General features: G+C 71.5%; 23 protein-coding genes. 9 read left to right on the forward strand and 14 right to left on the reverse strand.

Translation table 11 applies throughout. The features are described from left to right. Positions 1-10: 10 nt before the first annotated feature. Positions 11-3,868, reverse strand: a complete 3,858-nt coding sequence (locus tag DEI83_RS08865; RefSeq protein WP_181431139.1) for a multifunctional oxoglutarate decarboxylase/oxoglutarate dehydrogenase thiamine pyrophosphate-binding subunit/dihydrolipoyllysine-residue succinyltransferase subunit — start codon at positions 3,866-3,868, stop codon at positions 11-13. A 189-nt stretch (positions 3,869-4,057) separates the two neighbouring features. Here DEI83_RS08865 and DEI83_RS08870 point away from each other — a divergent pair, with 189 nt between their 5' ends. Beyond that, on the forward strand, positions 4,058-5,497 hold the full coding sequence (locus DEI83_RS08870; protein WP_111081606.1) for a GuaB1 family IMP dehydrogenase-related protein: 1,440 nt from the start codon (positions 4,058-4,060) through the stop codon (positions 5,495-5,497). Positions 5,498-5,572: 75 nt separating this feature from the next. Here the strand turns inward: DEI83_RS08870 and DEI83_RS08875 are convergent, their stop codons facing one another. The 3 genes from DEI83_RS08875 to DEI83_RS08885 all read right to left on the reverse strand — a co-directional run bounded on the left by DEI83_RS08875 (position 5,573) and on the right by DEI83_RS08885 (position 8,812). After that, positions 5,573-6,613: a hemolysin family protein gene (locus tag DEI83_RS08875; RefSeq protein ID WP_111081607.1), complete on the reverse strand. Its 1,041-nt coding sequence runs from the start codon at positions 6,611-6,613 to the stop codon at positions 5,573-5,575. Next, entirely contained in the window at positions 6,610-7,980 is a 1,371-nt protein-coding gene (locus DEI83_RS08880; protein WP_258371142.1) for a hemolysin family protein, read from the reverse strand. The genes DEI83_RS08875 and DEI83_RS08880 overlap by 4 nt, the downstream gene beginning before the upstream one ends. Before the next feature lie 208 nt (positions 7,981-8,188). After that, positions 8,189-8,812 (reverse strand): HAD-IA family hydrolase, encoded by a 624-nt coding sequence (locus tag DEI83_RS08885; RefSeq protein WP_146243276.1) that lies wholly within the window; start codon positions 8,810-8,812, stop codon positions 8,189-8,191. 24 nt (positions 8,813-8,836) lie between these two features. Here DEI83_RS08885 and DEI83_RS08890 point away from each other — a divergent pair, with 24 nt between their 5' ends. Then, positions 8,837-9,685, forward strand: a complete 849-nt coding sequence (locus DEI83_RS08890) for an ADP/ATP-dependent (S)-NAD(P)H-hydrate dehydratase (RefSeq protein WP_111081609.1) — start codon at positions 8,837-8,839, stop codon at positions 9,683-9,685. An 83-nt stretch (positions 9,686-9,768) separates the two neighbouring features. On the opposite strand, the gene DEI83_RS08895 is transcribed toward DEI83_RS08890, so the two are convergent. Continuing rightward, positions 9,769-10,485 (reverse strand): YceI family protein, encoded by a 717-nt coding sequence (locus DEI83_RS08895; protein WP_258371135.1) that lies wholly within the window; start codon positions 10,483-10,485, stop codon positions 9,769-9,771. Positions 10,486-10,623: 138 nt separating this feature from the next. Between DEI83_RS08895 and DEI83_RS08900 the strand changes: the two genes are divergently transcribed. Further along, positions 10,624-11,901, forward strand: a complete 1,278-nt coding sequence (locus DEI83_RS08900; protein WP_111081610.1) for a glycosyltransferase family 87 protein — start codon at positions 10,624-10,626, stop codon at positions 11,899-11,901. Then, positions 11,898-12,206, forward strand: a complete 309-nt coding sequence (locus DEI83_RS08905) for a thiamine-binding protein (RefSeq protein ID WP_111081611.1) — start codon at positions 11,898-11,900, stop codon at positions 12,204-12,206. Before DEI83_RS08900 ends, DEI83_RS08905 begins: the two co-directional genes overlap by 4 nt. 11 nt (positions 12,207-12,217) lie before the next feature. On the opposite strand, the gene DEI83_RS08910 is transcribed toward DEI83_RS08905, so the two are convergent. Both DEI83_RS08910 and DEI83_RS15700 read right to left on the reverse strand, forming a co-directional pair. Further along, positions 12,218-12,526 carry a hypothetical protein gene (locus tag DEI83_RS08910; protein ID WP_146241587.1) on the reverse strand — a complete coding sequence of 103 codons (309 nt, stop codon included), beginning with the start codon at positions 12,524-12,526 and terminating at the stop codon, positions 12,218-12,220. Between the two features lie 178 nt (positions 12,527-12,704). Continuing rightward, positions 12,705-13,529 carry a hypothetical protein gene (locus DEI83_RS15700; RefSeq protein WP_146243277.1) on the reverse strand — a complete coding sequence of 275 codons (825 nt, stop codon included), beginning with the start codon at positions 13,527-13,529 and terminating at the stop codon, positions 12,705-12,707. A 686-nt stretch (positions 13,530-14,215) separates the two neighbouring features. On the opposite strand from DEI83_RS15700, the gene DEI83_RS08925 reads away from it, so the two are divergent. Next, positions 14,216-15,484, forward strand: a complete 1,269-nt coding sequence (locus DEI83_RS08925; RefSeq protein WP_111081615.1) for an MFS transporter — start codon at positions 14,216-14,218, stop codon at positions 15,482-15,484. 249 nt (positions 15,485-15,733) lie between these two features. Here DEI83_RS08925 and DEI83_RS08930 read toward each other — a convergent pair whose 3' ends face one another. The 6 genes from DEI83_RS08930 to DEI83_RS15910 all read right to left on the reverse strand — a co-directional run bounded on the left by DEI83_RS08930 (position 15,734) and on the right by DEI83_RS15910 (position 22,222). Further along, complete coding sequence (locus tag DEI83_RS08930; protein ID WP_111052750.1) at positions 15,734-16,405, reverse strand: response regulator transcription factor; 672 nt, start codon at positions 16,403-16,405, stop codon at positions 15,734-15,736. Between the two features lie 130 nt (positions 16,406-16,535). Then, the gene (locus tag DEI83_RS08935) at positions 16,536-17,852 is read right to left on the reverse strand and encodes a hypothetical protein (protein ID WP_111081616.1); all 1,317 of its coding nucleotides are present in this window, start codon (positions 17,850-17,852) and stop codon (positions 16,536-16,538) included. Continuing rightward, on the reverse strand, positions 17,849-19,006 hold the full coding sequence (locus DEI83_RS08940; protein ID WP_111081617.1) for a sensor histidine kinase: 1,158 nt from the start codon (positions 19,004-19,006) through the stop codon (positions 17,849-17,851). The genes DEI83_RS08935 and DEI83_RS08940 overlap by 4 nt, the downstream gene beginning before the upstream one ends. A gap of 181 nt (positions 19,007-19,187) precedes the next feature. After that, a complete protein-coding gene (locus tag DEI83_RS08945) occupies positions 19,188-20,387 on the reverse strand; it encodes a homoserine O-acetyltransferase (RefSeq protein ID WP_111081618.1) in 1,200 nt (399 codons plus the stop codon). 135 nt (positions 20,388-20,522) lie between these two features. Beyond that, positions 20,523-21,854: a bifunctional o-acetylhomoserine/o-acetylserine sulfhydrylase gene (locus DEI83_RS08950; RefSeq protein ID WP_111081694.1), complete on the reverse strand. Its 1,332-nt coding sequence runs from the start codon at positions 21,852-21,854 to the stop codon at positions 20,523-20,525. 197 nt (positions 21,855-22,051) lie between these two features. Next, the gene (locus tag DEI83_RS15910) at positions 22,052-22,222 is read right to left on the reverse strand and encodes a hypothetical protein (RefSeq protein WP_181431140.1); all 171 of its coding nucleotides are present in this window, start codon (positions 22,220-22,222) and stop codon (positions 22,052-22,054) included. A 227-nt stretch (positions 22,223-22,449) separates the two neighbouring features. On the opposite strand from DEI83_RS15910, the gene DEI83_RS08955 reads away from it, so the two are divergent. Continuing rightward, positions 22,450-23,439: a helix-turn-helix transcriptional regulator gene (locus DEI83_RS08955; protein ID WP_146243278.1), complete on the forward strand. Its 990-nt coding sequence runs from the start codon at positions 22,450-22,452 to the stop codon at positions 23,437-23,439. Between the two features lie 9 nt (positions 23,440-23,448). Here the strand turns inward: DEI83_RS08955 and DEI83_RS08960 are convergent, their stop codons facing one another. Continuing rightward, positions 23,449-24,540 carry an acyltransferase family protein gene (locus tag DEI83_RS08960; RefSeq protein ID WP_111081620.1) on the reverse strand — a complete coding sequence of 364 codons (1,092 nt, stop codon included), beginning with the start codon at positions 24,538-24,540 and terminating at the stop codon, positions 23,449-23,451. 83 nt (positions 24,541-24,623) lie between these two features. On the opposite strand from DEI83_RS08960, the gene DEI83_RS08965 reads away from it, so the two are divergent. Genes DEI83_RS08965 through DEI83_RS08975 form a run of 3 tightly spaced genes read left to right on the forward strand, consistent with a single transcriptional unit; the run spans position 24,624 to position 26,711 of the window. Next, positions 24,624-25,421 carry an SDR family oxidoreductase gene (locus DEI83_RS08965; protein WP_111081621.1) on the forward strand — a complete coding sequence of 266 codons (798 nt, stop codon included), beginning with the start codon at positions 24,624-24,626 and terminating at the stop codon, positions 25,419-25,421. 43 nt (positions 25,422-25,464) lie between these two features. Then, positions 25,465-25,995, forward strand: a complete 531-nt coding sequence (locus DEI83_RS08970; protein WP_181431141.1) for a phosphoribosyltransferase — start codon at positions 25,465-25,467, stop codon at positions 25,993-25,995. Next, positions 25,992-26,711, forward strand: coding sequence for a Type 1 glutamine amidotransferase-like domain-containing protein (locus DEI83_RS08975; protein ID WP_181431142.1), 720 nt, complete (start codon positions 25,992-25,994; stop codon positions 26,709-26,711). Before DEI83_RS08970 ends, DEI83_RS08975 begins: the two co-directional genes overlap by 4 nt.

Here is a 26,711-nt window from a genome sequence, read left to right on the forward strand (position 1 = left end):
GCCGACGCGCTCAAGCGCTCAACGCGCGGTCGATGACGTCGGCGGCCTCCTGGGCGCTGCGCTTGGACGATCCCGTCGCCGGGGCCGCACTCGCGGTGCGCGCGGCGACCGACAGCGGGCGACCGTCCAGGTGCGGCGAGAGGTTCATGCACACGAACGGCCAGGCTCCCTGGTTCTCGGGCTCCTCCTGCGCGAACACGACCTCGGCCTGCGGGTAGCCCGACAGGACCTCGAGGATCCGGTCGAGCGGGAGCGGCGCGAGCTGCTCGAGCCGGACGAGTGCCACGTCGGTGACGCCGCGCTTCTCCGCCTCGGCCCGCAGGTCGTGGTGGATCTTGCCCGAGTGCAGCACGACCCGGCGCACCGAGCCGCGGTCGACGCCGTTCGCCTGCAGACGGTCGTCGTCCAGGACCTCCTCGAACGTCCCCGAGGTGAAGTCGGCGACCGCGCTCGTCGCCTGGCGCAGGCGGAGCATCGCCTTCGGCGAGAAGACGATGAGGGGCTTCTGCGGCTTCGCCCACGCCTGACGACGGAGCAGGTGGAAGTACGACGCCGGGGTCGACGGCCGGGCGACCACCATGTTGTCCTGCGCGCAGAGCTGCAGGTACCGCTCGATGCGACCGGAGGAGTGGTCCGGTCCCTGGCCCTCGTAACCGTGGGGAAGCAGCAGCACCAGGCCCGAGCGCTGGCCCCACTTCTGCTCGGCGGACGAGATGAACTCGTCGATCACGGTCTGGGCGCCGTTGGCGAAGTCGCCGAACTGCGCCTCCCAGAGCACGAGTGCTTCAGGTCGCTCGACCGAGTAGCCGTACTCGAACGCCATCGCCGCGTACTCGCTGAGCAGCGAGTCGTAGATGAAGAAGCGTGCCTGGTCCTCGGTCAGGTTGGCGAGCGGCAGCCACTCCTGGCCGTTCGTCCGGTCGTGGAACACCGCTTGGCGCTGCACGAAGGTGCCGCGGCGGGCGTCCTGCCCGGCGAGTCGGACGGGCTTGCCCTCCGTCAGGATCGAGCCGATGGCCATCAGCTCGGCCATCGCCCAGTCGATCCCGCCCGCTCGGGTCATCTCGCGGCGCTTGGTGAGGAGCTGCTGCAGCTTCGGGTGGATGGAGAAGCCCGACGGCGGGTTGCCGTGCGCGTCCCCGATGAGTTCGACGAGTTCCTGCGAGACGGCGGTGTCGTGCACCTCGAGCTCGGAGTCGTCGCGCTGCGCGGTGGGCCGCTCGAGCCCGTTCACGGCTCCGGAGTCACCCACCGCCGGCATCGTGCCGGTCTGCGCCTCGTGCGTCTCGGCGAAGGCGCGCTCCAGGCGGTCCTGGAAGTCGCGGTGCGCGTCGTCGTACTCCTGCTGCGTGATGTCACCACGGCCGACGAGGGCCTCGGTGTACAGGGTGCGGACGGAGCGCTTCGCCTCGATGAGGTTGTACATGAGCGGCTGCGTCATCGAGGGGTCGTCGCCCTCGTTGTGGCCGCGTCGGCGGTAGCAGACGAGGTCGATGACGACGTCGCGGTGGAACTCCTCGCGGTACGCGAACGCCAGGTCGGCGACGCGGGCCACGGCCTCCGGGTCGTCGCCGTTCACGTGGAAGACCGGCGCCTGGATCGTCTTCGCCACGTCGGTCGAGTACACCGACGTGCGAGCGGACTCCGGGGGCGTGGTGAACCCGACCTGGTTGTTGATGACGAGGTGCACGGTGCCGCCGGTGCGGTAGCCACGCAGCTGCGACATCTGCAGGGTCTCGACGACGACGCCCTGGCCCGCCATCGCGGCGTCGCCGTGCACGAGCACCGGGAGCGTGCCGAACGTGCCGGCGGGCTTCCGGTCCTGCTTGGCGCGGACGATGCCCTCGAGCACGCCGTCCACCGCCTCGAGGTGTGAGGGGTTCGCGGCGATCGTCACCGGGATGCGGGAGCCGTCGGACGCGCGGAACACGCCCTCGGTGCCGACGTGGTACTTGACGTCGCCCGAGCCCTGCCCGGAGACGGTACCCGGCAGCTGGGTGCCCTCGAACTCGCGGAAGATCTGGCCGTACGTCTTGCCGGCGATGTTCGTCAGCACGTTGAGGCGGCCGCGGTGGGCCATGCCGATCGCGACCTCGTCCAGCCCGGCACCGGCGGCGTGCTGGATGAGCGTGTCGAGGAACGCGATCGTCGACTCGCCGCCCTCGAGCGAGAAGCGCTTCTGACCGACGTACTTCGTCTGCAGGAAGGTCTCGAACGCCTCGGCCTCGTTGAGCTTGCCGAGGACACGGAGCTGCTCGTCCTTCGACGGCTTCGAGTACGGGATCTCGATGCGGTCCTGCACCCAGCGACGCTGCTCGGGGTCCTGGATGTGCATGTACTCGATGCCGACGGTGCGGCAGTAGGCGTCGCGGAGGATGCCGAGCACGTCGCGCAGCGGCGCGGTCGTCGTGCCCGCGAGGCCACCGGTGACGAACTCGCGGTCGAGGTCCCAGAAGGTCAGCCCGTGACTCTCGATCTCGAGGTCGGGGTGCGTGCGCTGCCGGTACTCGAGCGGGTCGATGTCCGCCATCAGGTGCCCGCGGACGCGGTAGCTGTTGATGAGCTCCTGCACGCGCGCGGTCTTGTTCACCCGGTGCGCCAGGTCGACGTTGATGTCGTTCGCCCACTGGATCGGCTTGTACGGGATCCGGAGCGCGGCGAAGATGTCGTCGTAGAAGCCGTGCTGGCCGATGAGGCGCTCGTGCACCTTCTTGAGGAACTCGCCCGAGCCGGCGCCCTGGATGACGCGGTGGTCGTAGGTGCTCGTCAGCGTGATCGTCTTGCCGACACCGAGCTCGACGAGGGTCTTCGGTGCCGAGCCCTGGAACTGCGCCGGGTACTCGAGCGCACCGGCGCCGATGATGCAGCCCTGGCCCTTGGTGAGGCGCGGGACCGAGTGGACGGTGCCGATGCCGCCCGGGTTCGTCAGGGAGATCGTCGTGCCCTGGAAGTCCGACGGGGTCAGCTTGTTGTCCCGGGCGCGCTTGACGACGTCCTCGTACACGGAGAGGAACTGCCCGAACGTCAGGGTCTCGGCCCGCTTGATGCTCGGGACGAGCAGGGACCGGGTGCCGTCCTTCTTCGGGACGTCGATCGCGATGCCGAGGTTGACGTGCGCCGGGGTCACCAGGAACGGCTTGCCGTCGCGCTCCTCGTAGGAGACGTTCTGGCTCGGGAACTCCTTGAGCGTCTGCACCATGGCCCAGCCGATGAGGTGCGTGAAGGAGATCTTGCCGCCGCGGGCGCGCCGCAGGTGGTTGTTGATGACGATGCGGTTGTCGATCATCAGCTTCGCCGGGATGGTCCGGACGCTCGTCGCGGTCGGGACGGTCAGCGACGCGTCCATGTTCGACGCGAGGGTCTTCGCCATGCCTCGCAGCGGGGTGGCGACGTCCTCGTGCGTCTCCTCGTGCTCGTCGGCTGCGTCGTTCGCCTCGGCGGGGATCGGCTGCGGCGACGGCTGGCGTGAGGTGGTCCGGGCCTGGAGCGGGGTCTTGGCCTCTCCGGTGGCGGGCTGCTGCGTGGAGGAGGGACCGGAGACGGCGGCGGGCTGACCGGCGGGGGCGTCCTGCGCGGCGGCGGCCTGCGCCGGAGCCGGGGTGCTCGAGTCGGTACCGGCCGGGGTGCTCGAGTCGGTACCGGCCGGGGTGCTCGAGTCGGTACCGGCCGGGGTGCTCGAGTCGGAAGCAGCTGCGTCGGCGTCCGTGCTGGTCGCCTGCGTCCGGTGGTAGCTCTCGAGGACGGGCCACCAGGCCTCGTCCACGCTGCTCTTGTCCACGACGAACTGCTCGTACAGCTCGTCCACCAGCCACTCGTTCGCCCCGAATTCGCCCGCGGTCTCGTCCGTTCCGGTCAGATGGCTCGACACAGCCGATCGCCCACTCTCCGTCGATTGATGCTCGTGTGTGTCGTGCAGGGCAACCCTGTCCCGCACGCCGTCAACCCTAGCCGCTCCTCCGTGGCCGTGAGGTGGGAGACGGCAGGCGAGTCGGGCCTGTCGGCCGGGTCCACGGGGCCGCCCGGCCGCCCCGCACACGACCCGCCGTACAGTTGTCCCATGAGGTTCTACGAGACGCGGCCGACCCACGACCTGACCTACTCCGACGTCTTCCTCGTCCCGAGTCGGTCGAGCGTGACGAGCCGCTTCGACGTGGACCTCGCGACGAACGACGGCACCGGCGCGACCATCCCGGTCGTCAGCGCGAACATGAACTCGGTCACGGGCCCGCGGCTCGCGGCGGCCCTCGCCCGTCGCGGTGGACTGGGCGTGCTGCCGCAGGACATGCACCTGCAGGACCTCGCCGAGGCGATCCGCTGGGTGAAGGCGCAGCCGGTCGAGTACGACTCCGCGATCGACCTCGGTGCCGACGCGACCGTCGCCGAGGCGCTCGAGCAGCTCCTGCCCGTCGAGGGTCGCGGCATCGTCGTGCGCGACGCGGCGGGGGAGTACCTCGGCTGCGTGCCCGCGACCCGCCTCGCCACCGCCGGCGCGGACGCCGTCCTCGGCGACCTGCTGCACGGCGCGACGGTCGCGATCGACGCGGAGGACGCCGGCACCCCGCGGCACGTGTACGACGTGCTCACCGCGGCGGGCGTCGACTTCGCCCCGGTGATGCGGCACGGCAAGGTCGTCGGCACCACGAGCCCGACCAGCGCCATCCGCTCCGACATCTACCGGCCGGCGGTCGACGGCTCAGGGCGCCTCCGCGTCGCGGCTGCCGTGGGCATCAACGGCGACGTCGCCGCGAAGGCCGCGGCCCTCGCCGACGCCGGGGTCGACGTGCTCGTGCTCGACACCGCGCACGGCCACCAGGAGGGCATGCTCCGTGCGCTCCGCGCCGTCTCGGCCCTGCAACTCGGCATCCCCCTCGTCGCCGGCAACGTCGTCACCGCCGACGCCGTCGCGCACCTGGTCGCCGCGGGGGCGTCGATCATCAAGGTCGGTGTCGGCCCCGGCGCGATGTGCACCACCCGCATGATGACGGCCGTGGGCCGCCCGCAGTTCTCCGCCGTGCTCGAGACCGCGGCGGCGGCGCGCTCCCTCGGCGCACACGTGTGGGCGGACGGCGGCGTCCGGTACCCGCGCGACGTCGCCCTCGCCCTGGCGGCCGGTGCGTCCGCCGTGATGATCGGCTCGTGGTTCGCCGGCACGCTCGAGGCACCCGGCGTCCTCCGCCGCGACGACGCCGGTCGGGCGTACAAGGAGAGCTGGGGCATGGCGTCGGCCAAGGCGGTCCGGGAGCGGTTCGAGCGCCTCGACCCGTACGAGCGCGCCCGCAAGGCGCTCTTCGCCGAGGGCATCTCGTCGTCGACCATCTACCTCGACCCGGAGCGCCCGAGCGTCGAGGACCTGCTCGACATGATCACGACCGGTCTCCGCAGCTCCGCCACGTACGCCGGTGCGACGAGCCTCACCGAGTTCGCCGACCGCGCGCTGGTCGGCATCCAGTCGGCCGCCGGGTACGAGGAGGGCAAGCCCCTCCCCGTCAGCTGGTAGCGCGCACCGCACCACGGACGGACGGGAGGCCCGGTACCAGCTGGTACCGGGCCTCCCGTCCGTCCCGGGGTCGCGTCAGCGGCGCCGGGTGGCGTCCTCGACGGTGCCGATGAGTTCCTCGAGGATGTCCTCGAGGAACAGCACGCCCGTCGTCCGGCCCTCGGCGTCGAACGCCCGCGCGACGTGACGACCGGCGCCTCGCATGGTCGCGAGCGCGTCCTCGAGGTCCATCTCCGTGTAGAGCGAGATGAGTTGCCGGATGCGCTTCGGCGGCACCGGGTCGTCGAACTCGTCCGGCCGCAGGTCGATGACGTCCTTGACGTGCACGTACCCGGTCGGGTCACCCGCGTCGTCGACGAGGACGTAGCGCGAGAACCCGCGCTGCGACACCATCCGCTCGACGTCCGCCGGGGTGGCGTCCTCGTGCAGCGTCACGAGCCCGGACATCGGCACGGCGACGTCCTTGACCTTCTTCTCCGTGAACTCGAACGCCATCCGGAGCGTGCCGGAGTCGTCGGCGAGGGTGCCCTCACGTCGCGACTGCTCGACGATCGTCTGGACCTCCTCGACGGTGTAGGCGCTGACGGCCTCGTCCTTGGGCTCGACCTTGAACAGCCGCAGGACGCCGTTCGCGACCGCGTTGAGGCCGACGACGACCCAGTGCAGGCCGTGGCCGATGTACCAGAGCGTCGGCACGAGGAGCAGTGCGGCACGGTCCGGCATCGAGAAGGAGATGTTCTTCGGGACCATCTCGCCGAACACGACGTGCAGGAACGACACGAGCAGCAGCGTGAACACGAACGCCACGACGCCGATGACCTCGGCGCTCCACCCGGTCAGGTGCAGCGGGACCTCGAGCAGGTGGTGGATGGCCGGCTCGGAGACGTTGAGGATGAGCAGCGAGCACACCGTGATGCCGAGCTGCGTGGTCGCGAGCATGCGGGTCGCGTGTTCCATCGCCCACAGGGTCATCTGTGCGGCGCGGGAGCCCTGCTCGGCACGGGGCTCGATCTGCGAGCGACGTGCCGAGATCACGGCGAACTCGGCGGCGACGAAGAACGCGTTGCCCCCGAGCAGGACGAACAGCCAGAAGATGCCCCACCAGTCGGAACTCATCGGTCGGCCTCCGCTGTGGTGATCGTCTTCGGGTCCGTCGTCCTCGTGCTGGTCGACGCCGTGGTGGCGGTGCTGCCGGTGGGGGAGTCGACCGGGTTCGGCGTGTACCGGATGCGGTCGATCCGGCGGCCGTCCAGACGCTCGACGCGGAACACGCCGGAGTCGATCGCGACCTCGTCACCCACCACGGGGAGGCGTCCGAGCTCCTGCATGAGGAACCCGCCGACGGTCTCGTACGGGCCGTCCTCGGGCACGGTGACGCTCGCACGGTCCTCGAGCTCGTCGGGACGGAGCAGTCCGGGGAAGGTCAGCCACCCGCGGCTCCGGACGACGTCGATGCGGGCGCGGTCGTGCTCGTCGGACACCTCGCCGACGATCTCCTCGATGAGGTCCTCGAGCGTGACGACCCCGGCGGTGCCGCCGTACTCGTCCACGACGATGACCATCTGGTACCCGCGGCCGCGGACCTCGGTCAGCAGCGTGTCGCCGGGCATGGTCTCGGGGACCCGCTCGGCGTCGGTCATGAGCGCGCCGACCGGCACCTCGGCGCGCTTCTCGCGCGGGACCGAGACGGCCTGCTTGACGTGCACGAGTCCGACGACGTCGTCCGCGTCCTCCTCGATCACCGGGAAGCGGCTGAAGCCGGTGCGGCGGGCGAGGGCGATGACGGCGTCGGCGCTGTCGGACACGCGGATCGTCGACAGGCGCGGGCGCGGGGTCATCACGTCGCTCGCGTTGAGTTCGGAGAACGCCAGCGTCCGTTCGAGGAGCGTCGCGGTGTCCTGTTCGAGCGAGCCCTCGGACGCCGAGCGGCGGAGCAGCGAGGTGAGTTCCTCGGCGCTCCGTGCCCCGGACAGTTCCTCCTGCGGCTCGATGCCCATCGACCGCAGCACGGCGTTGGCGGTGCCGTTGAGGAGGGCGACCGCCGGCTTGAACACGGTCGTGAACCCGACCTGCAGCGGCACGACGAGCTTCGCGGTCTGCAGGGGCAGCGCGAGCGCGAAGTTCTTCGGCACGAGCTCACCGAGGATCATCGACAGCAGGGTCGCGATGACGAGGGCGACGATCGACCCGACCGTCTCGACGATGCTCTCGGGCAGGTTCATCGCGAGGAACGGGGCCTCGAGCAGCGTCGCGATCGACGGCTCGAGCAGGTACCCGGTCAGCAGTGTCGTCAGGGTGATGCCGAGCTGGGCGCTGGACAGGTGGGTCGAGGTGACCTTGAGCGCGCCGATGACGGGGCTCAGGCCGGACTCACCGCGGTCCCGGCGGGCTTCGACATCGGCGCGGTCGAGGTTGACGAGCGCGAACTCGGAGGCGACGAAGACGCCGGTGCCGAGCGTCAGCAGGATGCCGCCGATCAGCATGACGATGTCGACGGGACTCACGAGGCGCACCCCGGAGTCGGGCAGCTCACTGTGTGAGCGGCGGGCATGTGATGGTCAGTGCAACTAGGAGGGTCGTCCACAATGAGGGAATCGTACCGGGCACTCGCTCGGAGGAGCCGAGGAGGCGTCGCGTCGGTGCGCCGGGCCTCCCGGCCGATCCCGGCCCGCCGTCACTCCGTCGGCCCCGTCACGCCGTCGGGGCGGCGAGCTCCTCGAGCGCCGACCGCAGGGCCGCCGCCGAGGTGAAGTGCACGCCCACCGCACCGACCGCCTCGGCTCCGGCGGCGTTCTCGACCCGGTTGTCGACGAACACCATCGCGGCCGGCTCGATGCCGAGGCGGTCGCAGGTGGTGCGGTAGATCGACGCGTCCGGCTTGAGGACGTGCTCCTCGGCGCTCACCACGACGGTCTCGAACATCGAGCCCATCGGCGAGTACCGGTACGGGTCGCCGAAGTCGAAGCCCGCGTTCGAGAGGAGCGCCAGGCGGGTGCCGGCGTCGTGCAGCTCCTCGACGAGGGCCAGGACCTCGGGGTCGACCTCGAACCACCCGGTGTAGTCGAGCGCCCAGAACCGGTGGATCTCGGTCACCGACCACGACCGGCCGGTGCGCTCACCGATCGTCCGCCAGTAGGCGAGCACGGAGAGGTCGCCGCGGTCCAGGTCATGCCGGAGCTCCTGGTAGACGGGGAACAGCTCGTCGGCGTCGAGTCCCGTCGCCTCGAGCAGAGCTGCGCGGGCGGCGTGCGGGGTGCGGCTGATCACCTCGCCGTAGTCGAAGACGACGACACGGCCGGGCAGGAACAGGCTCATGCTCGTCACCGTACCGTGGGGACGATGAACGACTTCGTGACCGTCCGTCCCGCCGACGCCGCTGCCTGGATCACCGTCCCGACGGGTGACACCTCGAAGTACCGGCGCGGGGTCCTCGGGGTCGCCACCGGTTCCGCCGCGTACCCGGGTGCTGCGGTGATGGGCGTCGACGCCGCGGTGCACACCGGGCTCGGCATGGTCCGGTACGTCGGACCCGACCGCGCCGCCGACTTCGTGCTCGCCCGCCGTCCGGAGATCGTCGCCGGGGTCGGCCGCGTGCAGGCGTGGCTCGTCGGGTCGGGCATCTCGGCGACCTCCCTGGACGAGTTGGACGCGACGACCCGCGACGGGTTCCGGCACGCCTCCGACGACGGGGTCCCGGTCGTCGTCGACGCCGGCGCGATCCCGCTCGTCGACCTCGGGCTGCTCGCGGTCCTCACCCCGCACGCCGGGGAGGCCGCGTCACTGCTCGGCGTGTCCCGCGACGAGGTCGAGGTCGATCCGCAGCGTGCCGCCCTCCGTGCCGCCGAGCAGACGGGGAGCGTCGTGCTCCTCAAGGGCGCGGACACCCACGTCGTCACACCCGACGGCGGCGTCCGGTTGGTCGCGTCCTCGGCGACGCCGTGGCTCGCCGCCGCGGGTGCCGGGGACGTCCTCGGCGGGGTGCTCGGTGCCCTGGTGGCGGCGCGGGCCGGATCATCCGAGGTCGGCCCGGAGGAGCTGGCGCACCTCGCGGCGGCGGCAGCGGTCGTGCACGGGGTCGCGGCCCGACGTGCCTCCCGGGGCGGGCCGTTCCCGATGACGGGACTCGTGGAGCAGCTGCCGGGCGTGGTGCGGGACCTCGCGGTGCACGGGGACGCCGAGGCGGACTGACGGACCGACGGGAGACGCGGTGCCGGCCGGTGCCGCGCCTCCTGACCGTCAGGTGGTCGTGTCGCGATCGCCGGGGGTGACGGTCAGGACGCCGGTGTGGCGTGCACGAGGAACTCGACCGCACCCGCGTCGTCGACCTTGACGAACCCGAGGTTCGGTGCCTGCACCGAGTAGTCCGAGAACGTGATCGGGATCGTGCCGGAGACGTCCACGCCGTCGCCGCTGAGCCCGACCTGCAGCGTCGCGGTGACCGGCTTCGTGACGCCGTGCAGATCGAGCGTGCCGGTGGCCTGTACCTCGGTGGTCGCGTCGCCCGACGGGACCGCGTCCTCGATCGGCTCCGTGAGCGTGAAGGTGGCGGTCGGGAACGCCTGGGTGTCGAGCGCCGAGTCGCGGAAGTACGAGTCGCGCTGCTCCGAGTCGGTGGCGACGTCGCCGACCTGCACCGTGATCGTGGCCGCGCTGATCGTCGTCCCGTCGACGGTCGCCGTGCCGGTGACGCTCGACGTACGGCCCGTGACGGTGACGTCGGAGCCGTTCAGGACCTCGTGCACGCGGTAGCCCGCCTCGGACCCCTCGCCGATCGTCCACTCGCCGGACAGGTGCTGCGGCTCGAGGGTGGAGGGGGCACGGGTGGCGGCGACGGTGGGCGTGGCGGAGGCCTTCGCGTTCTCGGTCGACGTGTACGCGCGGGTGCCGACGACGACCGCGACGACCGCGACGACCAGGACGACGACGGCGATGACGAGCCACGTCAGGAGGCGGCGGCGGGGCGTGGGACGGTCCGGTACTGAGGTCACAGGAGGACGGTGACACGTCACTCTCGGGATCGGCTGTGGATCCGGGTCGCCCGTGGTGTTCCGGGGTGGCAGCGGCGGCGGGGCGCCAGCGTTGTGGACGGCGGAGGTCGGCCGCGCTCGACTCGGTACGCTCGTCCGGTGCGCAGGAACCCGTGGCCGGAGATCGTCGCGTTCGTGGTCGCGTTCGCCGCGGTGCACGCGCTGCTCTGGACCCTGACCCTCGTCGTCCCGAACCAGCCGATCGGCGACGTGACGATCACGTACCGTCGCTGGATCGAGTCCGGGCACGCCTCGCACTTCTGGGTGGGGATCGACGCTGCCTGGGTGTACCCGATCCTGGCGATCGTGCCGATGGCGGCCGCGTCGCTCGGCGGGACCGCGGCGATCGGCACCGGTTGGCTGCTGCTCATGGTGCTGCTGCACGCGGTCGTCTGCGCGGTGCTCTGGCGCTACCGGGCGTTCGGCGTCCGGGTCGTCTGGTGGTGGCTGGCGTTCCTGCTCGCGCTCGGGCCGATCGCCCTCGGACGCGTCGACACCGTCGCCACCACGGTGGCACTGGTCGGCGTCGCGTTCGTCGCGGCCCGTCCGGGGATCGCCGCCGCGGTGTTCACCGTCGCCGCGTGGGTCAAGGTCTGGCCGGCGGCGCTCGTCGGCGTGCTCGTCGTCCTCCGTCGCGGGCGTCGTGTCGAGGTGGTCGCCGGAGCACTCACGGTCACCGCGCTCGTGGTGCTCGTGGACGTGCTGTTCGGCGGCGCCGCGCACCTGTTCTCGTTCATCGGCGAACAGACCGGGCGCGGCCTGCAGATCGAGTCACCGCTCGCGACGCCGTACCTGTGGGCGGCAGCGGCCCGGGTGCCGGGCGCCGCGGTGTTCTACGACCAGGAGATCCTGACCTTCGAGGTGTCCGGCGCCGGGACGGAGGTCGTCGCAGCGCTCTCGACCCCGCTCATGGCGGTCGTCGTCGTGGTGGGCGTCGTCCTCGCCCTGCTCGCCGTCCGCACCGGAGCGCAGCGGGTACGGGTCGCACCGGTCCTCGCGCTGTTGTTCGTCGCGGCGCTCATCGCGACGAACAAGGTCGGGTCGCCGCAGTACATCGGCTGGTTCGCCGTGCCGGTAGTCTGGGGCCTCGTCGCCGGGCGCGCCAGTGCCTGGCGCTTCCTGCCGGTCGCCGGGGCGATGCTGCCGATGGCGTTCCTCACGCAGCTCGTCTACCCGGCGTACTACGACCAGGTGCTCGGCGTGCAGCCGTGGATCCTCGTCGTGCTGTCGCTGCGGAACCTGCTGGAGGTCGCGGTGCTCGTCTGGACGATCGTCGTCCTGGTCCGGATGTGGCGGGACGGGATCGAGCCACGGGCCTCCCGTCCGGCAGCCGGAGCCGCGCACGCGGACCGCGAGCGGGGCAGGATGGGCGCATGATCGTCGCATTCTCCATCGCCCCGTCCGGCGGACCCGCTGCGACCGAGGACGGCTCCGTGCACGACGCCGTCGCCGCGGCCGTCCGGGTGGTCCGCGAGTCCGGACTGCCGAACCGCACCTCGTCGATGTTCACCGAGATCGAGGGGGAGTGGGACGAGGTGTTCGACGTCGTCAAGCGGGCGACCGAGGCCGTCGCGCCGTTCGGCACTCGCATCTCACTCGTGCTCAAGGCGGACATCCGGCCGGGGCACACGGGGGAGATCGACGGGAAGCTCGAGCGGCTCGAGGCGGCGCTCGGGGACTGAGCGGCGACCGGTCAGCGACTCATCGACGAATCGCGTGTGAAGACGTAGTCCGGGCGGGGTGCATCGAGCGTGTAGGTGTAGAAGCCCAGGCTGCCCGAGTAGACCTTCGTTCCGCACGCGATCGACGCCGGGATGTCGTGTGCGGTGTAGGTGTGGTCGTCTGCGACCTCGAACCGCGCAGCCGCGGCCCCGCTCGCCGTCTGCAGCCGCCACGTCCCGACGTAGTCCTGGGGCCCGGGCTTCGCTGGCAGGGTGCAGCCGGTCAACGCCACGGTCATCGCCGCCAGCAGTCCGGTGATCCCCGCACGACGTCCTGTCACCACCGCGCTTCTTCTTTCCATCTGAACCATTCGGGGACCCGCGAGAACGGACCGTGGCCGCCGGCTGCCCCGGTGCAGGGCGTGGCCGCGACCATGGACAGGATCACCATCGCGGCGACTCGCAGCGCGGCTGCCGTTGAACGTCACCTGTGATGACATTCGGCGGTCCAGTTCGCAGTCAAGTCGAAGACGTCCTGTAGAACACGTAGTCAGGTCGTGGTGCCTCGACTGATCGCACGAAGAAGCCGAGGTGGTCGCCATCGCGGACAGCCCTGCGCACGAGGAAGTCGTTGTACTCCAGCCAGAGTTCGCGTGGGTTCCCGTCCGCCAGTCGCCATGTCCCGGAGAAACTCACCGAAGGGCTACCACCTCGGCACCCGGGAGGGCTTCCGGCGGCGATCTGGAGCCGACAGGCGAGCGCTCGCGGCAGATCCTCTGCGGTGTACGTGTGGTCCTCCCCGAGGGTGACGCGCGCTGGTGATTCCCCGTTCTCGGCCTGTAGCTGCCAGGAGCCCACGTAGTCCTCCGGCGCGGGCTGCGATTCTACCGTGCACCCGGTCAGGGACACGATGAGTGATGGGAACAGCACCACCCGCGCCGCTCGACGCCAGTTCACCATTGCACTTCCTCTTTCCAAGTGAACCGCTCGGCCTTCCGCTCTGCGCGCCAGCACGCGATCACGCCAAGCACGTGCGTCGCGGCGATGAGCGTTCTCTTCGCGCGCGGCCTCGCTCAGTCGCCGGATTCCCTGTGCGATCTCTCCGAGCTTGGTGGTGAGTTCGCGCGAGTCCTCCTGCGCGATGGCGGCGTTCGCCCGGAACGTCTCCGCGAAATCGCCCGCGAAGTCCGTGCCACCGAGCAGGACCAGGGCAGCTCGTGACGACGAGTCGAAGGCGACCGCGGACTGCGCGGCGTCACAGGCCCGTGCGACCGAGTCGGCATCGGCGAAGTCGTACGTGAGGTCGGGCAATGCGAATGCCGACAGGTCTGTTGGGGCAGTCACCGTTGTGTTCCCCCCATGGAAAGCGGCGTGTCCCCTGAACTTAACGCAGCCGTGACGACACCGTCTCGCGAGAACCGATCGCACAGGGGATGACCAGCCCGGTGTGCGGCCGGTGCGCACCCGCCCGACACGCCGCCGACGTTCCTGCGATGTCGGCGGTGGGGTGTGTGCTGGTTCCATCAGCCGGTGCACGAGCACCGACACCCACGACGGAAGGAGCCCGCTCATGATGCATGGCGGTTGGTGCCCGGACTGCGACCTCCCCTCGGTCGTCATCGACTCCTCCGACGACGGCCAGCACGCCTGGGCGAGCTGCTCCGAGTGCGGCAGTGGGTGGATACACCGCGACGAACTGCCGGAGGCGCGGAGCTCGACTGCGCGTCGTGCCGAGCAGACGGCGGAGCAGCGCGCGGCCTGAGCGCTGCGACGCCCGTAGGGGGCGACACGATGAACGCGGTCGCGCCGACGGGGAATTCCGGTGCGCACGATTGCGTTCGTCGTCCTGGAAGCGGCGCGTAGGACGTGCTCGTCGAATCGATTCGTGCTACTTCTTTCGTCGCCGGTTGGAGCGGTCTACACTGGCCCGGCACCCGAACACGGCGTGCTCGGCCCCACCGCGCCCGTCTCGATCGTGCTCGCCCCCGCCATGCTCGTCCCCACCGTGCTCCGGCACGAGAACAGGTCCCATGTCGCAGCTCACGCCAGCCCGCCGCACGCTCGCCATCCTCGCCCTCGCGCTCGGTGGCTTCGCCATCGGCACGACGGAGTTCGTCGCGATGGGTCTGCTGCCGAACATCGCCGAGGCGCTCCTGCCCGGGCAGTACGCGGCCGACCCGGAGAGCGGCGTCGCGCACGCGGGATGGCTCGTCAGCGCGTACGCGCTCGGCGTGGTCGTCGGAGCGCCGACGATCGCCGCGATGTCGGCCAGGTTCCCCCGCAAGGGCTTGCTCATGGTGCTGCTGATCGGGTTCGCGGTCGCGACGGTCGCCAGTGCGGTGTTGCCGTCCTTCGGGCTCGTCGTCGTCGCACGCTTGGTCGCCGGACTCCCGCACGGCGCGTACTTCGGCATCGCCTCGATCGTCGCCGGCGACATCATGGGGCCGGGGAAGCGCGGCAAGGGCATCGCGCTCGTGCTCCTCGGCCTCTCCGTCGCGAACGTCGTCGGCGTCCCCGCGGTCACGTGGATCGGGCAGGTCGCGAGCTGGCGGGTCGCCTACGGCGTCGTCGCCGCCCTGTTCGCCCTGACCTTCCTCGCGGTCTCCGCGTTCGTCCCCCGCAGCGCGCGGGACCTCCACGCGACCATCGGCCGCGAGCTCCGGGTCTTCCGCCTGCCGCAGGCCTGGATCGTGATGAGCCTGGGCGCGGTCGGGTTCGGCGGGTTCTTCGCCGTCTACTCGTACATCTCGCCGCTCGTGCAGAACGTCACCGGGCTGTCGGAGTCCACCGTTCCCCTGGTGCTCGTCGTCGTCGGGCTGGGGATGGTCGTCGGCGGGCTGCTCGGCGGGTTCCTGGCCGACCACAGCGTGAAGGCCACCATCTTCGTCGGGCTGTTCGCGCTGATCGGCGCGCTGCTCGTGACGGTGCTCACCGCGCAGTGGGTCGTCGGGCTCTTCGTCGGCGCGTTCCTGCTCGGTGCGACCTCGTCCGCGATCCCGCCGGCGGTGCAGTCCCGCCTGATGGACATCGCCGGCGACGCCCGGACCATCGCGGCAGCACTCAACCACTCGGCGTTCAACCTCGGCAACTCGCTCGGAGCGGCCCTCGGCGGGGCGGTCATCGCGGCCGGCTTCGGGTTCCTCGCGCCGGGGTGGCTCGGCATCGGTCTGGCGCTGCTCGGCGTCGTCGTCGCGGTGATCAGCTACGCGGTGGAGGGCCGCTCGAAGCGTCGCGCAGCGGCGCTGCGGACGGCGGGCGCGAGCACCGGCCCGATCCGCGAGGTCGTGTCCACGCACTGACGCGTCCCCGGCCCGGCGTTCGCCGGACGTGACCGGGCGCGCTCACCCGTGCCGCGCCTCCCGAGTGCGGAGCGCTTCGACGCGCCCGGCTGCGCTCGTCGCGGTTCCACGACGCGCCGCGCGCGCACCGTCCCGGTTCCACGACTGCGGCATCTCGACGCTCGAGATGCCGCAATTCGGGAACCTGGCGGGGCGGGCGAGGCCGGGCGGGGCAGGGCGAGCCGAGCCGCCGCCGCCCGCGCGCGACCCCTACAGCCCGTGCGGGGTGCCGTCCTGGACGATGATGCCGTCGGTGATCGCCCGCTTCCGGAGCGCGACCTTCGTGCCCACGTCGAAGCCGGCGACCCGGTACTTCTCGCGGATGCGCTTGAGGTAGCTCTTCGCGGTCTCCTCGGAGATGCCGAGTTGGTACGCCACGCTCTTCACGGGCTCCCCACCGCCGTAGAGCGCCATCACACGACGCTCCTGCGCGCTGAGCTTCGGGACGCCACCGACGTCACCGGAGTTGATGGCGAGGTCGAGTTCGGCGGAGACGTACTGCTCGCCCCGCTGTGCCGACCGGATCGCCTCGACGATCATGGCCGCGTCCTCGCTCTTGACGAGGTAGCCGAGGGCACCGGCACCGAGTGCCTCGCGGACGACGTTGGGCTCCGAGTACGTGCTCATCACGACGGTCTTCACGCCGGCGGTCTTCAGCGTCGAGATCTTCAGCGACACCGGGATGGAGTCCTTGAGGTCGAGGTCGAGCAGCACGACGTCGACCGGGAACCCCGGGCTGGTGAGCAGCTCGGGCCACGTGGTGACCGCGGTGACCATCTGGATGTCGTCCGCGGCGTTGCGGATCCACTCGGTCAGGGCGCTGAGGAGCATCCGGTGGTCGTCGACGAGTGCGAGTCTGATCGGTTCCGCTGGAGTCGCCATGCTCGGCGTCCTTTCTCGTGGTGTCCGTCCGGGGCCTGCCGATCCTAGGAGGGTCGGTGGTCCGGTCTGGGGAGGCTGGCCTGGTTGTCCGCTTGACGCACGTCGTCGGTGCCGGGAGGCGCGGGGTGCGTCACATCTGCGGGTGCCGGTCGACGACGCAGTGCGCGGTGACGTGGAGCACGCCGTCCCGCACGCTGTCGGTGTACGGGCCGATGCGTTGGAGGGCGGCCCACGCTGCGGGCCCGAGGCGCCGACGGGGGACCCCGCGGGACTCGATCACGACGGGGACGTCCATCCGGTCGTCGCTGACCGGGTGACCGTCGGTCCCGACCGGCCCGAGGGTGACCGAGACGACGGGGGAGCCGGGCTGCTGGCTCCGGCCGTCGCCGACCATCTGCCAGAGGGCCTGGAGCAGACCGTCGCGCTGCGCCGGGGACAGGTGTCCGGCGAGGGCGCCCGGGTCGGCGACGGCGACGGCCCGTCCGAGCCGGTCCGACTCGGTGATGGCGTGGTACAGCCACGTCTCGCGACGCCCCTCGATGAGGTGCAGGCGGAGTTCGGTCGCGAGGGAGGCGGCGACGGAAGCGGACGCGTCGGACAGCGGCAGCGGGTCGGAGCCGTTCGCGACCGCGTCGAGGAGCTTCTCGGCGGCGAGGTCGAGTCGGGCGAGTTCGTCCGACGCGAGCATCCCGACGGCGAACTGCGGGGCGCCGACGTTGCTCTGCACGAGCACCCGGTCGAGTTCGCGCTGCACGAGCTGGCGGAACCGGTGCACGACGAAGAGCGCGATCGACGGCGGCACGACCGTCACGGACAGGAGGGTCACGAGGCCGGGGAGCGTCTCGGGGCTGATCGGGGTGGAGACCACCGCGTAGACGACGAAGGCCAGACCGAGGGCGACGATCGCCGCGATGACCTCGCGCGCGGGTCGGAGGGTCGTGATCGGCAGGAGGGCGAAACCGGCCGCCATCGAGGCGGTCGAGGTGTGCCCGACGTCGTGCTGGGACCAGATCCCGATGAAGTCGAGCGCGACGACGCCGGCGAGCACGACGCAGATGAGACCGAACGCCAGGCCGGTCAGCCGCTCGCCGTAGGTGAGGACGATGCCGATGACGCAGGTGGCCGCGGCGACGAAGAGGAGCCACGCGCTGGCGGTGAACCAGGGGTTGCCGTAGTCGTCCCAGTGCGCGAGGAAGAACACGATGCCGCCGAGCGCCTCGAGGCCGGTCAGGACGGCCGCACCGAGCCCGAGGTGTCCGGCTCCGAGGGACGCGCCGGGCTGGGCCGCCTGGCGGAGGGAGCGGGCGCCGGTCGACGTTGAGGGGAGACCGCGGGCCTGCCGACGCTCGGTGCCCCGGTACCGCTCACGGGCCTCCCGGCGGGTGCGGGGCGCGCTCGGTTCGCCGGGGAGGCCGCGGCTCATCGTGTCCTCGGGGATGCGGCTCACCGTGGTGCCTCCAGCACGACCGTGGTGCCGGAGCCCGGCGCGGAGAAGAGCCGGGCGTCGCCGCCGACCTCGCGCAGGCGGTTCACGACGCTCTCCTTGAAGCCGAGTCGTTCGGAGCTGACGGAGTCGAGCTCGAAGCCGACGCCGGAGTCGGTGACCATCGCGCGGACCATCGCCTCGTCGTGCACGATCGTGACGTGCGCCTCGGGGACCCCGGCGTGCCGACGGACGTTCTCGAGGCACTCGCCGAGCGCGAGCAGGAACGCGTCGAGGACGTGCGTCGGCAGGAGGACCTGCCCGGTGCCGTGCCAGGCGACCTCGAGTCCCATCCGACCGAACCGCTGCTTCACCGACTCGAGGGTCTGACCGAGGGGGGACTCCTCGGTGCGGGTGAGCGAGTAGTCGCCGGACTGCTGCGGCTGCGGCGTCGCGCCGAGGCGGAGGTGACGGAGGAGCCGGGCGTCCTCGGCGGCTTGCTCGCGCATGGCCTGCTCGGACACGCCCACACCGGAGTGGGCGAGGAGGGTCAGGGTCGCCAGGACGGTGTCGTGCAGGAGTCGTGCTCCTTGCCGACGCTGCGCCTCGGTCTCGCTGGCCTGCCGTTCGGCGCGGTGTGCCGTCCCGATCGTGTAGATGCGTCGGGCCACGCGCGGGATGCTCCGGCTGATCCACACGGCGATGACCGCGACGAGGACCCAGCCGAGCAGCACACCGCTGACGGGCAGGGAGAGGACGGTGCCGCTCGCCCAGGACATCAGGGCGACGGAGACGACGCCGGCGGACGCCGCGATGCCGAGGCCCACGGGGTGCCCGCGTTGCGCCATGAGGAGGGAGGCCAGGCCGCCGCCGGCGAGCGGCACGAGCGCACTCGCGATGAGTGCCCGGTCCTCCGGGGCGACGGCGGTGGCGAGGACCGCGACGGCGCCGAGGCCGCTCAGCACCGTGAGGGCGGTCCACCAGGTCGACCCGTTCCACCCGAAGGCGACGAGTGCACCGACCATGACGGCGATGCACGTGAACCCGACGACGAGCGGCAGGACGGGTACGGCGAGCGACGTGGCCACGCCCACGACGCTCACGAGCGCGCAGACGATGCCCACGACACGCGTCGTCGACCGGAGGAGGCGGTCGCGTTCCTGCGCGAGGAGTTCCATCGTTGGTCCTGGCTGTTCCTGGTTCGGGAGAGCTGGTTGGTCTTGGGAAACCGAGCACTGGTCGAGACCGTGCACTCTGCATCATTCCACGGGCGACACCCGTTGTGGGGCCTTCGGCGCGCGGGGGTCGACGGATCGGTCTGCGGGTGTCCCGTCTTCCGGGGACACGGTTGCCCCCCGATCAGTCGAGCAGGCGCCGCAGGTGTGCCCCGACGGCCTCGTGTTCGATCAGGAACCCGTCGTGACCGAACTCGCTCGTGATCACCGCGGCCCGGTCGCCATCCAGCGTGTCGGGCACTCCGGCGGCGATGCGGTGCTGGTCCTCGACCGGGAACAGCCGGTCGCTCGAGACGCCGACGACGAGGGTCCTGGCGGTCACGCGGGCGAGCGCCTGAGCCACCCCGCCGCGGCCGGCTCCGACGTCGTGTGAGTCCATCGCATGGGTGAGGGCGACGTACGAGGCCGCGTCGAAGCGGCGGGTGAACTTGTTGCCGTGGAAGTCCAGGTAGCTCTCCACCGAGAAACGACCGTCGTCGCCGAGCGGGGAGACGTCGCTCTGCCACGACCGGGCGAACCGACCGTTCAGCTCGTCGGAGGCCCGGTAGGTCATCATCGCCATCCGCCGCGCGAGGGCGAGCCCACGGTGCGGCCCCTCGCCGGGTTCGGCGTCGTGGTGGTCACCGCCGGCGAACCCGGGGTCCATCTGGATCGCGGCACGCTGCAGGGAGTTCGCTGCGATCTGGTCCGCCGTGGTCTGCGCCGTGGTCGCGAGCACCGCCACCCGTGCGACCCGCTCCGGCGCGGTGACGGCGAGTTCGAGAGCGTGCATGCCGCCCATCGAGCCGCCGACGACGGCAGCGAACCGGTCGATCCCGAGTCGGTCCGCCAACCGGACCTGGGTCGCCACCTGGTCGCGGACAGTGACGAACGGGAAGCGGGAGCCCCACTCCACGCCGTCCGGAGCCAGCGATGACGGTCCGGTGGTGCCCTGGCAGCCACCGAGCATGTTCGGCGCGACGACGAACCACCGGTCGGTGTCGATCGCGCGACCGGGGCCGACGACGTCGCCCCACCAACCGGCGGTGCGGTGCCCGGGGCCGGCCGGACCGGTGACGTGGGAGTCACCGGTGAGCGCGTGGAACACCAGGACGGCGTTGTCCCGGGCGGGGGAGAGCGTCCCCCAGGTCTCGTAGGCCACGCGGACGGCGGGGATGAGCCCGCCGCGGACGGACTGCTCGCCGAGGTCCTCGAAGCGTCGAGCCCCGGGCGGGTCACCCGGTCGCCACGCACCCGTCACGGGTGGTTTGCCGAGCGTGCGGAGCTCGGCACCCGGCACCAGGGTGGACGGCACGGAGTCCTCGGGGGTCGTCTGCCAGTCCATCGTGCGTCCAGTCTGCCGGGAGGCCCGCCGCACCGCCGCCGTGTTACGTCGCGACGGCCCGCAGAACGCGCCGTGGACGGGTCCGCGCGACGGGGTACCGCTGCGGGGACCCGCCCACGTCGCGTCGTGCCGGGGTCAGGCGCGCAGGCCCGCCTGGGCGACGGCTCGCGCTGCGGCGAGCCCGGCCTCGAGGTCGGCCTTGAGGTCCTCGACGTTCTCGATGCCGACCGACAGGCGCACCAGGCCCGGGGTGACCCCGGTGGTGAGCTGCTGCTCGGGGGTCAGCTGCGAGTGGGTCGTGGACGCCGGGTGGATCACGAGCGAGCGGACGTCGCCGATGTTCGCCAGGTGCGAGAACAGCTGCAGCTCGTCCACCAGCGCACGTCCCGCGTCGACACCGCCCTTGAGTTCGAACGACAGCACCGCACCGACACCGCGCGGGGCGTACTTCGTCGCCGCCGGGTACCACGGGCTCGTCGGCAGGCCCGCGTAGGCCACCGTGGCGACGTCCGGGTGTCGGTCGAGCCACTCCGCGATCTCCTGCGCGTTCGACACGTGTCGCTCGATGCGCAGGCTCAACGTCTCGATGCCCTGCAGCAGCGCGAACGCCGTGTCGGGGGAGTTCGACGCCCCGAGGTCGCGGAGCAGCTGCACCCGCGCCTTGACGATGTAGGCCAGGGCGTCGCCGACGGCCTGCGAGAAGACCGCCCCGTGGTACGACGGGTCCGGCGTGCTGAACTCCGGGAACCGCTCGGCGTGCTCCGACCAGGCGAAGGTGCCGCCGTCGACGATGACCCCACCGATGACGGTGCCGTGCCCGCCCAGGAACTTCGTCGCCGAGTGCACGACGATGTCCGCCCCGTGCTCGAACGGACGGATCAGGTACGGCGTGGCGATCGTGTTGTCGACGATGAGCGGGACGCCGGACTCGTGTGCGACGCCGGCGACGGTCTCGATGTCGAGCACGTTGATGCGCGGGTTGCCGATCGTCTCGGCGAAGAACAGCTTCGTGTTCGGACGGACCGCGCGACGCCACTCCTCGGGGTCGTCCTGGTCCTCGACGAACGTGGTCTCGATGCCGAGCTTGGCGAGCGTGTACTTGAACAGGTTGTACGTCCCGCCGTAGATCGACGACGACGACACGATGTGGTCACCGGCCCCGGCGATGTTGAGCACGGCGTAGGTCTCCGCCGCCTGGCCGCTCGACACCAGCAGCGCCCCGGTGCCGCCCTCGAGTGCGGCGATGCGCTGCTCGACGACGTCGTTCGTCGGGTTCATGATCCGCGAGTAGATGTTGCCCGGCTGCGCCAGCGCGAACAGGTCCCGCGCGTGGTCCGAGTTCTCGAACACGTACGAGGTCGTCTTGTAGATCGGGGTCGCCCGGGCACCCGTCGTCGGGTCCGGAGCGGCACCCGCGTGCACCTGCGTGGTCTCGAACCGCCAGGCGGCTGCGTCGTTCGTGGTCATCGGGAGCTCCTCTTCCGTCACCGTGGTCGTCGGGTCGACACGGGTGCATCGACACGGGCGCGGTGTCGGGAGGACCGCCGCGTCTGTCCGTCGCCCGTCACGCTACGCAGGTGGCCGGGCGGGCACCAGCGCGCCCGTCGTCGGACGTAACGCGCAGCGGGGACGGCGGACGGGCCTCCCGTCGGACCGGGACGCCGTCAGCGTGCGCTGGTGACCGACCGACCCTGGTCGACGAAGAAGTCCGAGTACCGCATCGGGGACAGCGGCGGCAACGGGATCGGCATCGCCTGTCGGACGGACATGCGGTGTCGGACGAGGGAGTCGATGCGAGCCGGTGGGACGTCGGGCTCGGACCGGTACGTGCTCATGGGGTTCCTCGGCCGCCGGCCGCACGGGCAGCCGACGGAGGTCGGCGTGTCGAACCGGAGCGTGTCGGCGGTGACACGACGCTACGACGGGCACCGTCACCCCGTCAGGGGCTTGACAGCACAGCCCGAGTGCGGCATGCGACGGTTCATCCGGGTCGGGCCGGGAAACGTCGTGTGGGGACACCGGCGGCGTCCGCGCCCGACGGATGTCCTACAGTGTCGCCGTCATGACCTCTCCGACGCCGCCCCCGAACCGCGACCCGCACCGCGGCCCCGAGCGCCCGCCCGTCCGCCGGGACGACGTCGCCGGCCGGGACCTCGACGAGGCCATGGGGTTCTACGAGCGCGTGCACAACGCCCAGCAGGTCCGACTCACCCAGGACGGGTCCCGCCCCTTCGGGTTCCGCTTCCGCGCCGTCGGCGACGACCGACTCCGCCTCCGCAGCTCCGCCCTGAGCGCCCGCCGCTGGGGCCGGATCGAACCGGAGGGGCGCTACCTCGTCACCTGGGCGCACGACGGACAGGTCGCCTTCGACGCCGGCACCGACGACGAACTCGTCGCCGAGGCGGGCGTCCCAGCCGTCTACCCGACCGGCCGACCCTTCACCATCGAGGCACCCGCCGGCGTCACGCTGCACACCATCGACGTCGACGCCCGCGCCCTCGAGGACCTGCACGCGGCCCGCACCGGCACCAGCCCAGGGCCGCTCGTCTTCGCCCGCCGCCCCGACGCCGCCAGCCTCGCCGCCCTCCGCGCCGTGCTCGCCGCGTCCACCCCCGTCCTCCTCGACCCCGCCGCCGACCGACTCGAGCGCGCTCGACACGTCGACGCCGTCAGCCGCCGGATGCTCGACGCCTTCGCCCCCGTCCCCGCGGCACCCCGTCACGTCGGACACCCCCGCAACGTCGCCCGGGCGCTCGACTACATCGAGGAACACCTCGGGGAACCCGTCACCGCCGCCGACATCGCCCAGGCGGCCGGTCTCAGCCAACGGGGGCTCCAACAGGCGTTCGGGCGCAACGACCTCCCCACGCCGCTCGAGACCCTCCGCGAAGCCCGACTCCGACGGGTCCGGACCGCGCTCGCCGACGCCCGACCCGGCGAGGTCAGCGTCGCGGCGGTGGCCCGGGAGTACGGGTTCGCACACCTCGGCCGCTTCGCCGGGTACTACGCCGTGCGGTTCGGCGAACGACCGAGCGACACCCTGCGCTCCTGAGGCTGCGGGTCAGACCGGGTCGCGACGGAACAGCCAGTCGACCTTCGGCTCGAGCAACCACCGCATCCCACGCCGGACGAACGGCTGCGCCAGGAACAGACTTACGCCACACGCCAACAGCACCATGAGGAGCACGTACGGCCACGCCGAGTGCTCCCCGGCCAGGACGCCGGACTCGCGGATCGGGTAGAGCACGAACGTGTGCAGCAGGTAGACGTACATCGTCGCCGCGCCGAACCTGGTCAACCACATAGTCCGCCGCGGCACGAGCAGCAGGAACGCCGCCGTCAGCAGCGCCGCGAACAGCATCAGCCCGAACCGGACCCCACCGGCCCACCACGTGTCCTCGCCGAGACCCGAGTACGAGTCGTCGTAGAAGAACCAGTGGTGCAGGTCGAACTGCTTGAACTGCGGGATGAACAGCACGCAGGCCACCGCCCACACGGCGAACAGCAGCGCAGCAGCGACCCGGACCCGGATGACGATCCGCCGGGGCGCCTCGTACCAGCGGTCGAACACCCCCCACTGCCGCACCTGCCAGCCGAGCAGGAAGAACGGCAGCAGACTGATCGCCCGCGACAGCGACAGCGTCGAGTCGACGTTGTCGAAGTACCCCACCCCGATGCTCAACACCACGGCCCAGAGCAACGGCCATCGCAGCTGCGCCAGGTACGGCAGGATCAACCGGAAGATCCCCAGCGCCAGCAGGAACCACAGCGTCCACGTCGGCTTCGTGGGGTTGAACTCCTTGCCGCCCTCGACGAGCGCCTGCACCACGGTCCAGATCGTCTGCATCACGATGTACGGCACGACGATGTCCGTGAAGGTCCGCCGCATCCGCTTCGCCGTCGGGGTGTCCGCGGACGAGAAGTACCCGCTGATCACGCCGAACGCGGGCATGTGGAACGCGTAGATGAACGTGTACAGCGCGAGCGCGTGCTCGCTGCCCGCGGTCTGCCGCTGGATCGCGTGCCCGATCACCACGAGTGTTACCGCGAGGAACCGGGCGGTGTCCCACATCGGGATCCGACGTCCCGCCCGACCCGGGTCGAGCCGTCCCACCGGGACCGAGGGCGCGGGAGGGGCGGCGTCCGTCGTCATCCACCGCACGTTACCGTCCGGGGGCCCCGGCGTGTCGGTAGCGTTGACGACACCCGGCACCACCGACCACCACGAGGAGCACCATGACCAACCGTCGAGCCGTCGTCACCGGAGCCAGCTCGGGCATCGGAGCCGCCACCGTCCGGCTCTTCCGTCAGCACGGGTGGGACGTCCTCGCCGTCGCCCGACGAGCCGACCGTCTCGAGGCGCTCGCCGCGGAGACCGGGGCGGACACCCTCGTCGTCGACGTCACCTCGGACGCGGACGTGTCGGCGCTCGCTGCCCACGTGGACGCCCTCGGCGGTGCGGACGTCCTCGTCAACAACGCCGGCGGGGCCTTCGGCTCGGCATCGGTGGAGGAGTCCGACGTCGACGACTGGCGTGCGATGTTCGAGGTGAACGTCCTCGGCACCAAGCGGGTCACCGCGGCACTGCTGCCGGCCCTGCGCCGTCGTGCGGCCGCGACGGGCGGTGCCGACGTCGTCACGGTGACGAGCACCGCCGGGTTCGTGACCTACGAGAACGGCGGCGGCTACGTCGCGGCGAAGCACGCCGAGCACGCCCTCGTCGGGGTGCTCCGGCTGGAGTTGAACGGCGAGCCGATCCGCGTCGTGGAGATCGCCCCCGGGATGGTGAAGACCGAGGAGTTCTCCGTGGTCCGGTTCGGCGGCGACACCGCGGCGGCCGCGGCCGTCTACGACGGCGTCGAGGCGCCGTTGGTGGCCGACGACGTCGCCGAGGCGATCGTGCACGCCGTCGAGCTGCCCGCGCACGTCAACCTCGACCTCGTGACGGTCCGTCCGGTGGCGCAGTCGGCGCAGCACAAGCTCGCGCGCGGGCGGCTCACGCCGAAGGGGCAGGACGCAGCGCCCGGGCGGTGACCACGGGTCGCGGGCGGGGGACCCCTGCCGGTACCGTGGGCGGATGCCGATCAGCAGCGAACCCGCGGAGCCGTCCGCCTCGTCGACCGTGACCGTGACGAGCGGACCGGAGGTGCTCGGCTGGCTCGAGTTCGGTGACGCCGCACGGCTGCTCGCCAAGGACGTCCTGTCCGCCGGGTTCGAGCCCGAGGTGGTCGTCGCCGTCGCGCGTGGCGGCCTCATCATCGCCGGAGCCGTGGCGTACGCACTCGGCACGAAGGAGTGCGGCTCGATCAACGTCGAGTTCTACACCGACGTCGAGCAGCGCCTCGAGGAGCCCGTCGTGCTCGCGCCGGCACTCGACGCCCCGAGCCTCGCCGGCAAGCGGGTCCTGGTCGTCGACGACGTCTCGGACTCGGGCCGCACCCTCGCGCTCGTGGTCGACATCATCCGCAGCGCCGGAGCCGACGTCCGGAGCGCCTGCCTCTACTCGAAGCCGGGCACCGTGCTCGAGCCGGACCACGTCTGGCGTCGGGTCGACGGGTGGATCACCTTCCCGTGGAGCGCGCTCGCTCCGGTGACGGCCGAGTCGTGAGCATCCACCTGGTCGGTGGCGGACCGTTCGCCGCCGCGGACGTCGCCGCCGCCTTCACCGCCGAGGCCACGGCGCGCTCCGCTGCCGTGGGCCGCACCGTGCCCCGGATCGGACTGCTGTCCGTGGCCGGCACCGACGGCACCTCGCCCGGCTCGACCGCCGACATCGCCGAGGTCCTCGGCGGCGCCCGCGCGGCCGAGGTCCTGGTCACCGAGGTCCCCGCCGGCGGGGCCTTCGACACGACGGTCCTCAGCGACGTCGACGCCCTCGTCGTCAGCGGCGGTCGCACGCCCGACTACCTGCACGCCGTCACGCCGCTCGTCGACCAGATCCGCCTGCTCGTCTCCGACGGCCTGCCGTACCTCGGGTACTCCGCCGGCGCGATGATCGCCGCGGACCGGGCCCTGGTCGGCGGCTTCCGCATCGGCGGCGTCGAGATCTGCCCCGAGGGCGCGTCCGAGGGCCTCGACGAGGTCGAGCTCCGTGAAGGACTGGGCCTCGTCGACCTGACCATCGACGTCCACGCCGTGCAGGCCGGCACCCTCGCCCGCCTCATCGCGAGCGCCGAGGCCGAGTTCGTCACGGCGGGCCTGGCCATCGACGAGGACACCGCGCTCGTCGTCGGCGAGGGCGCGCTCGAGGTCCACGGCACCGGGAGCGTCTGGCGGGTGATGGCGGGCGAGGAGTCCGTCTCGGTCGCCACCATGGGCGCCTAG

Origin of the sequence: Curtobacterium sp. MCBD17_021, assembly GCF_003234525.1 — a bacterium.
Taxonomy (GTDB): Bacteria; Actinomycetota; Actinomycetes; order Actinomycetales; family Microbacteriaceae; genus Curtobacterium.

What these genes read in the sequence shown, in the direction of transcription:
- DEI83_RS08870 (WP_111081606.1), top strand. Translation starts at nt 4,058, where the DNA reads ATGAGGTTCTACGAGACGCGGCCGACCCACGACCTGACCTACTCCGAC.
- DEI83_RS08875 (WP_111081607.1), bottom strand. Translation starts at nt 6,613, where the DNA reads ATGAGTTCCGACTGGTGGGGCATCTTCTGGCTGTTCGTCCTGCTCGGG.
- DEI83_RS08880 (WP_258371142.1), bottom strand. Translation starts at nt 7,980, where the DNA reads ATGCTGATCGGCGGCATCCTGCTGACGCTCGGCACCGGCGTCTTCGTC.
- DEI83_RS08885 (WP_146243276.1), bottom strand. Translation starts at nt 8,812, where the DNA reads ATGAGCCTGTTCCTGCCCGGCCGTGTCGTCGTCTTCGACTACGGCGAG.
- DEI83_RS08890 (WP_111081609.1), top strand. Translation starts at nt 8,837, where the DNA reads ATGAACGACTTCGTGACCGTCCGTCCCGCCGACGCCGCTGCCTGGATC.
- DEI83_RS08905 (WP_111081611.1), top strand. Translation starts at nt 11,898, where the DNA reads ATGATCGTCGCATTCTCCATCGCCCCGTCCGGCGGACCCGCTGCGACC.
- DEI83_RS08925 (WP_111081615.1), top strand. Translation starts at nt 14,216, where the DNA reads ATGTCGCAGCTCACGCCAGCCCGCCGCACGCTCGCCATCCTCGCCCTC.
- DEI83_RS08930 (WP_111052750.1), bottom strand. Translation starts at nt 16,405, where the DNA reads ATGGCGACTCCAGCGGAACCGATCAGACTCGCACTCGTCGACGACCAC.
- DEI83_RS08940 (WP_111081617.1), bottom strand. Translation starts at nt 19,006, where the DNA reads ATGGAACTCCTCGCGCAGGAACGCGACCGCCTCCTCCGGTCGACGACG.
- DEI83_RS08945 (WP_111081618.1), bottom strand. Translation starts at nt 20,387, where the DNA reads ATGGACTGGCAGACGACCCCCGAGGACTCCGTGCCGTCCACCCTGGTG.
- DEI83_RS08950 (WP_111081694.1), bottom strand. Translation starts at nt 21,854, where the DNA reads ATGACCACGAACGACGCAGCCGCCTGGCGGTTCGAGACCACGCAGGTG.
- DEI83_RS15910 (WP_181431140.1), bottom strand. Translation starts at nt 22,222, where the DNA reads ATGAGCACGTACCGGTCCGAGCCCGACGTCCCACCGGCTCGCATCGAC.
- DEI83_RS08955 (WP_146243278.1), top strand. Translation starts at nt 22,450, where the DNA reads ATGACCTCTCCGACGCCGCCCCCGAACCGCGACCCGCACCGCGGCCCC.
- DEI83_RS08960 (WP_111081620.1), bottom strand. Translation starts at nt 24,540, where the DNA reads ATGACGACGGACGCCGCCCCTCCCGCGCCCTCGGTCCCGGTGGGACGG.
- DEI83_RS08965 (WP_111081621.1), top strand. Translation starts at nt 24,624, where the DNA reads ATGACCAACCGTCGAGCCGTCGTCACCGGAGCCAGCTCGGGCATCGGA.
- DEI83_RS08970 (WP_181431141.1), top strand. Translation starts at nt 25,465, where the DNA reads ATGCCGATCAGCAGCGAACCCGCGGAGCCGTCCGCCTCGTCGACCGTG.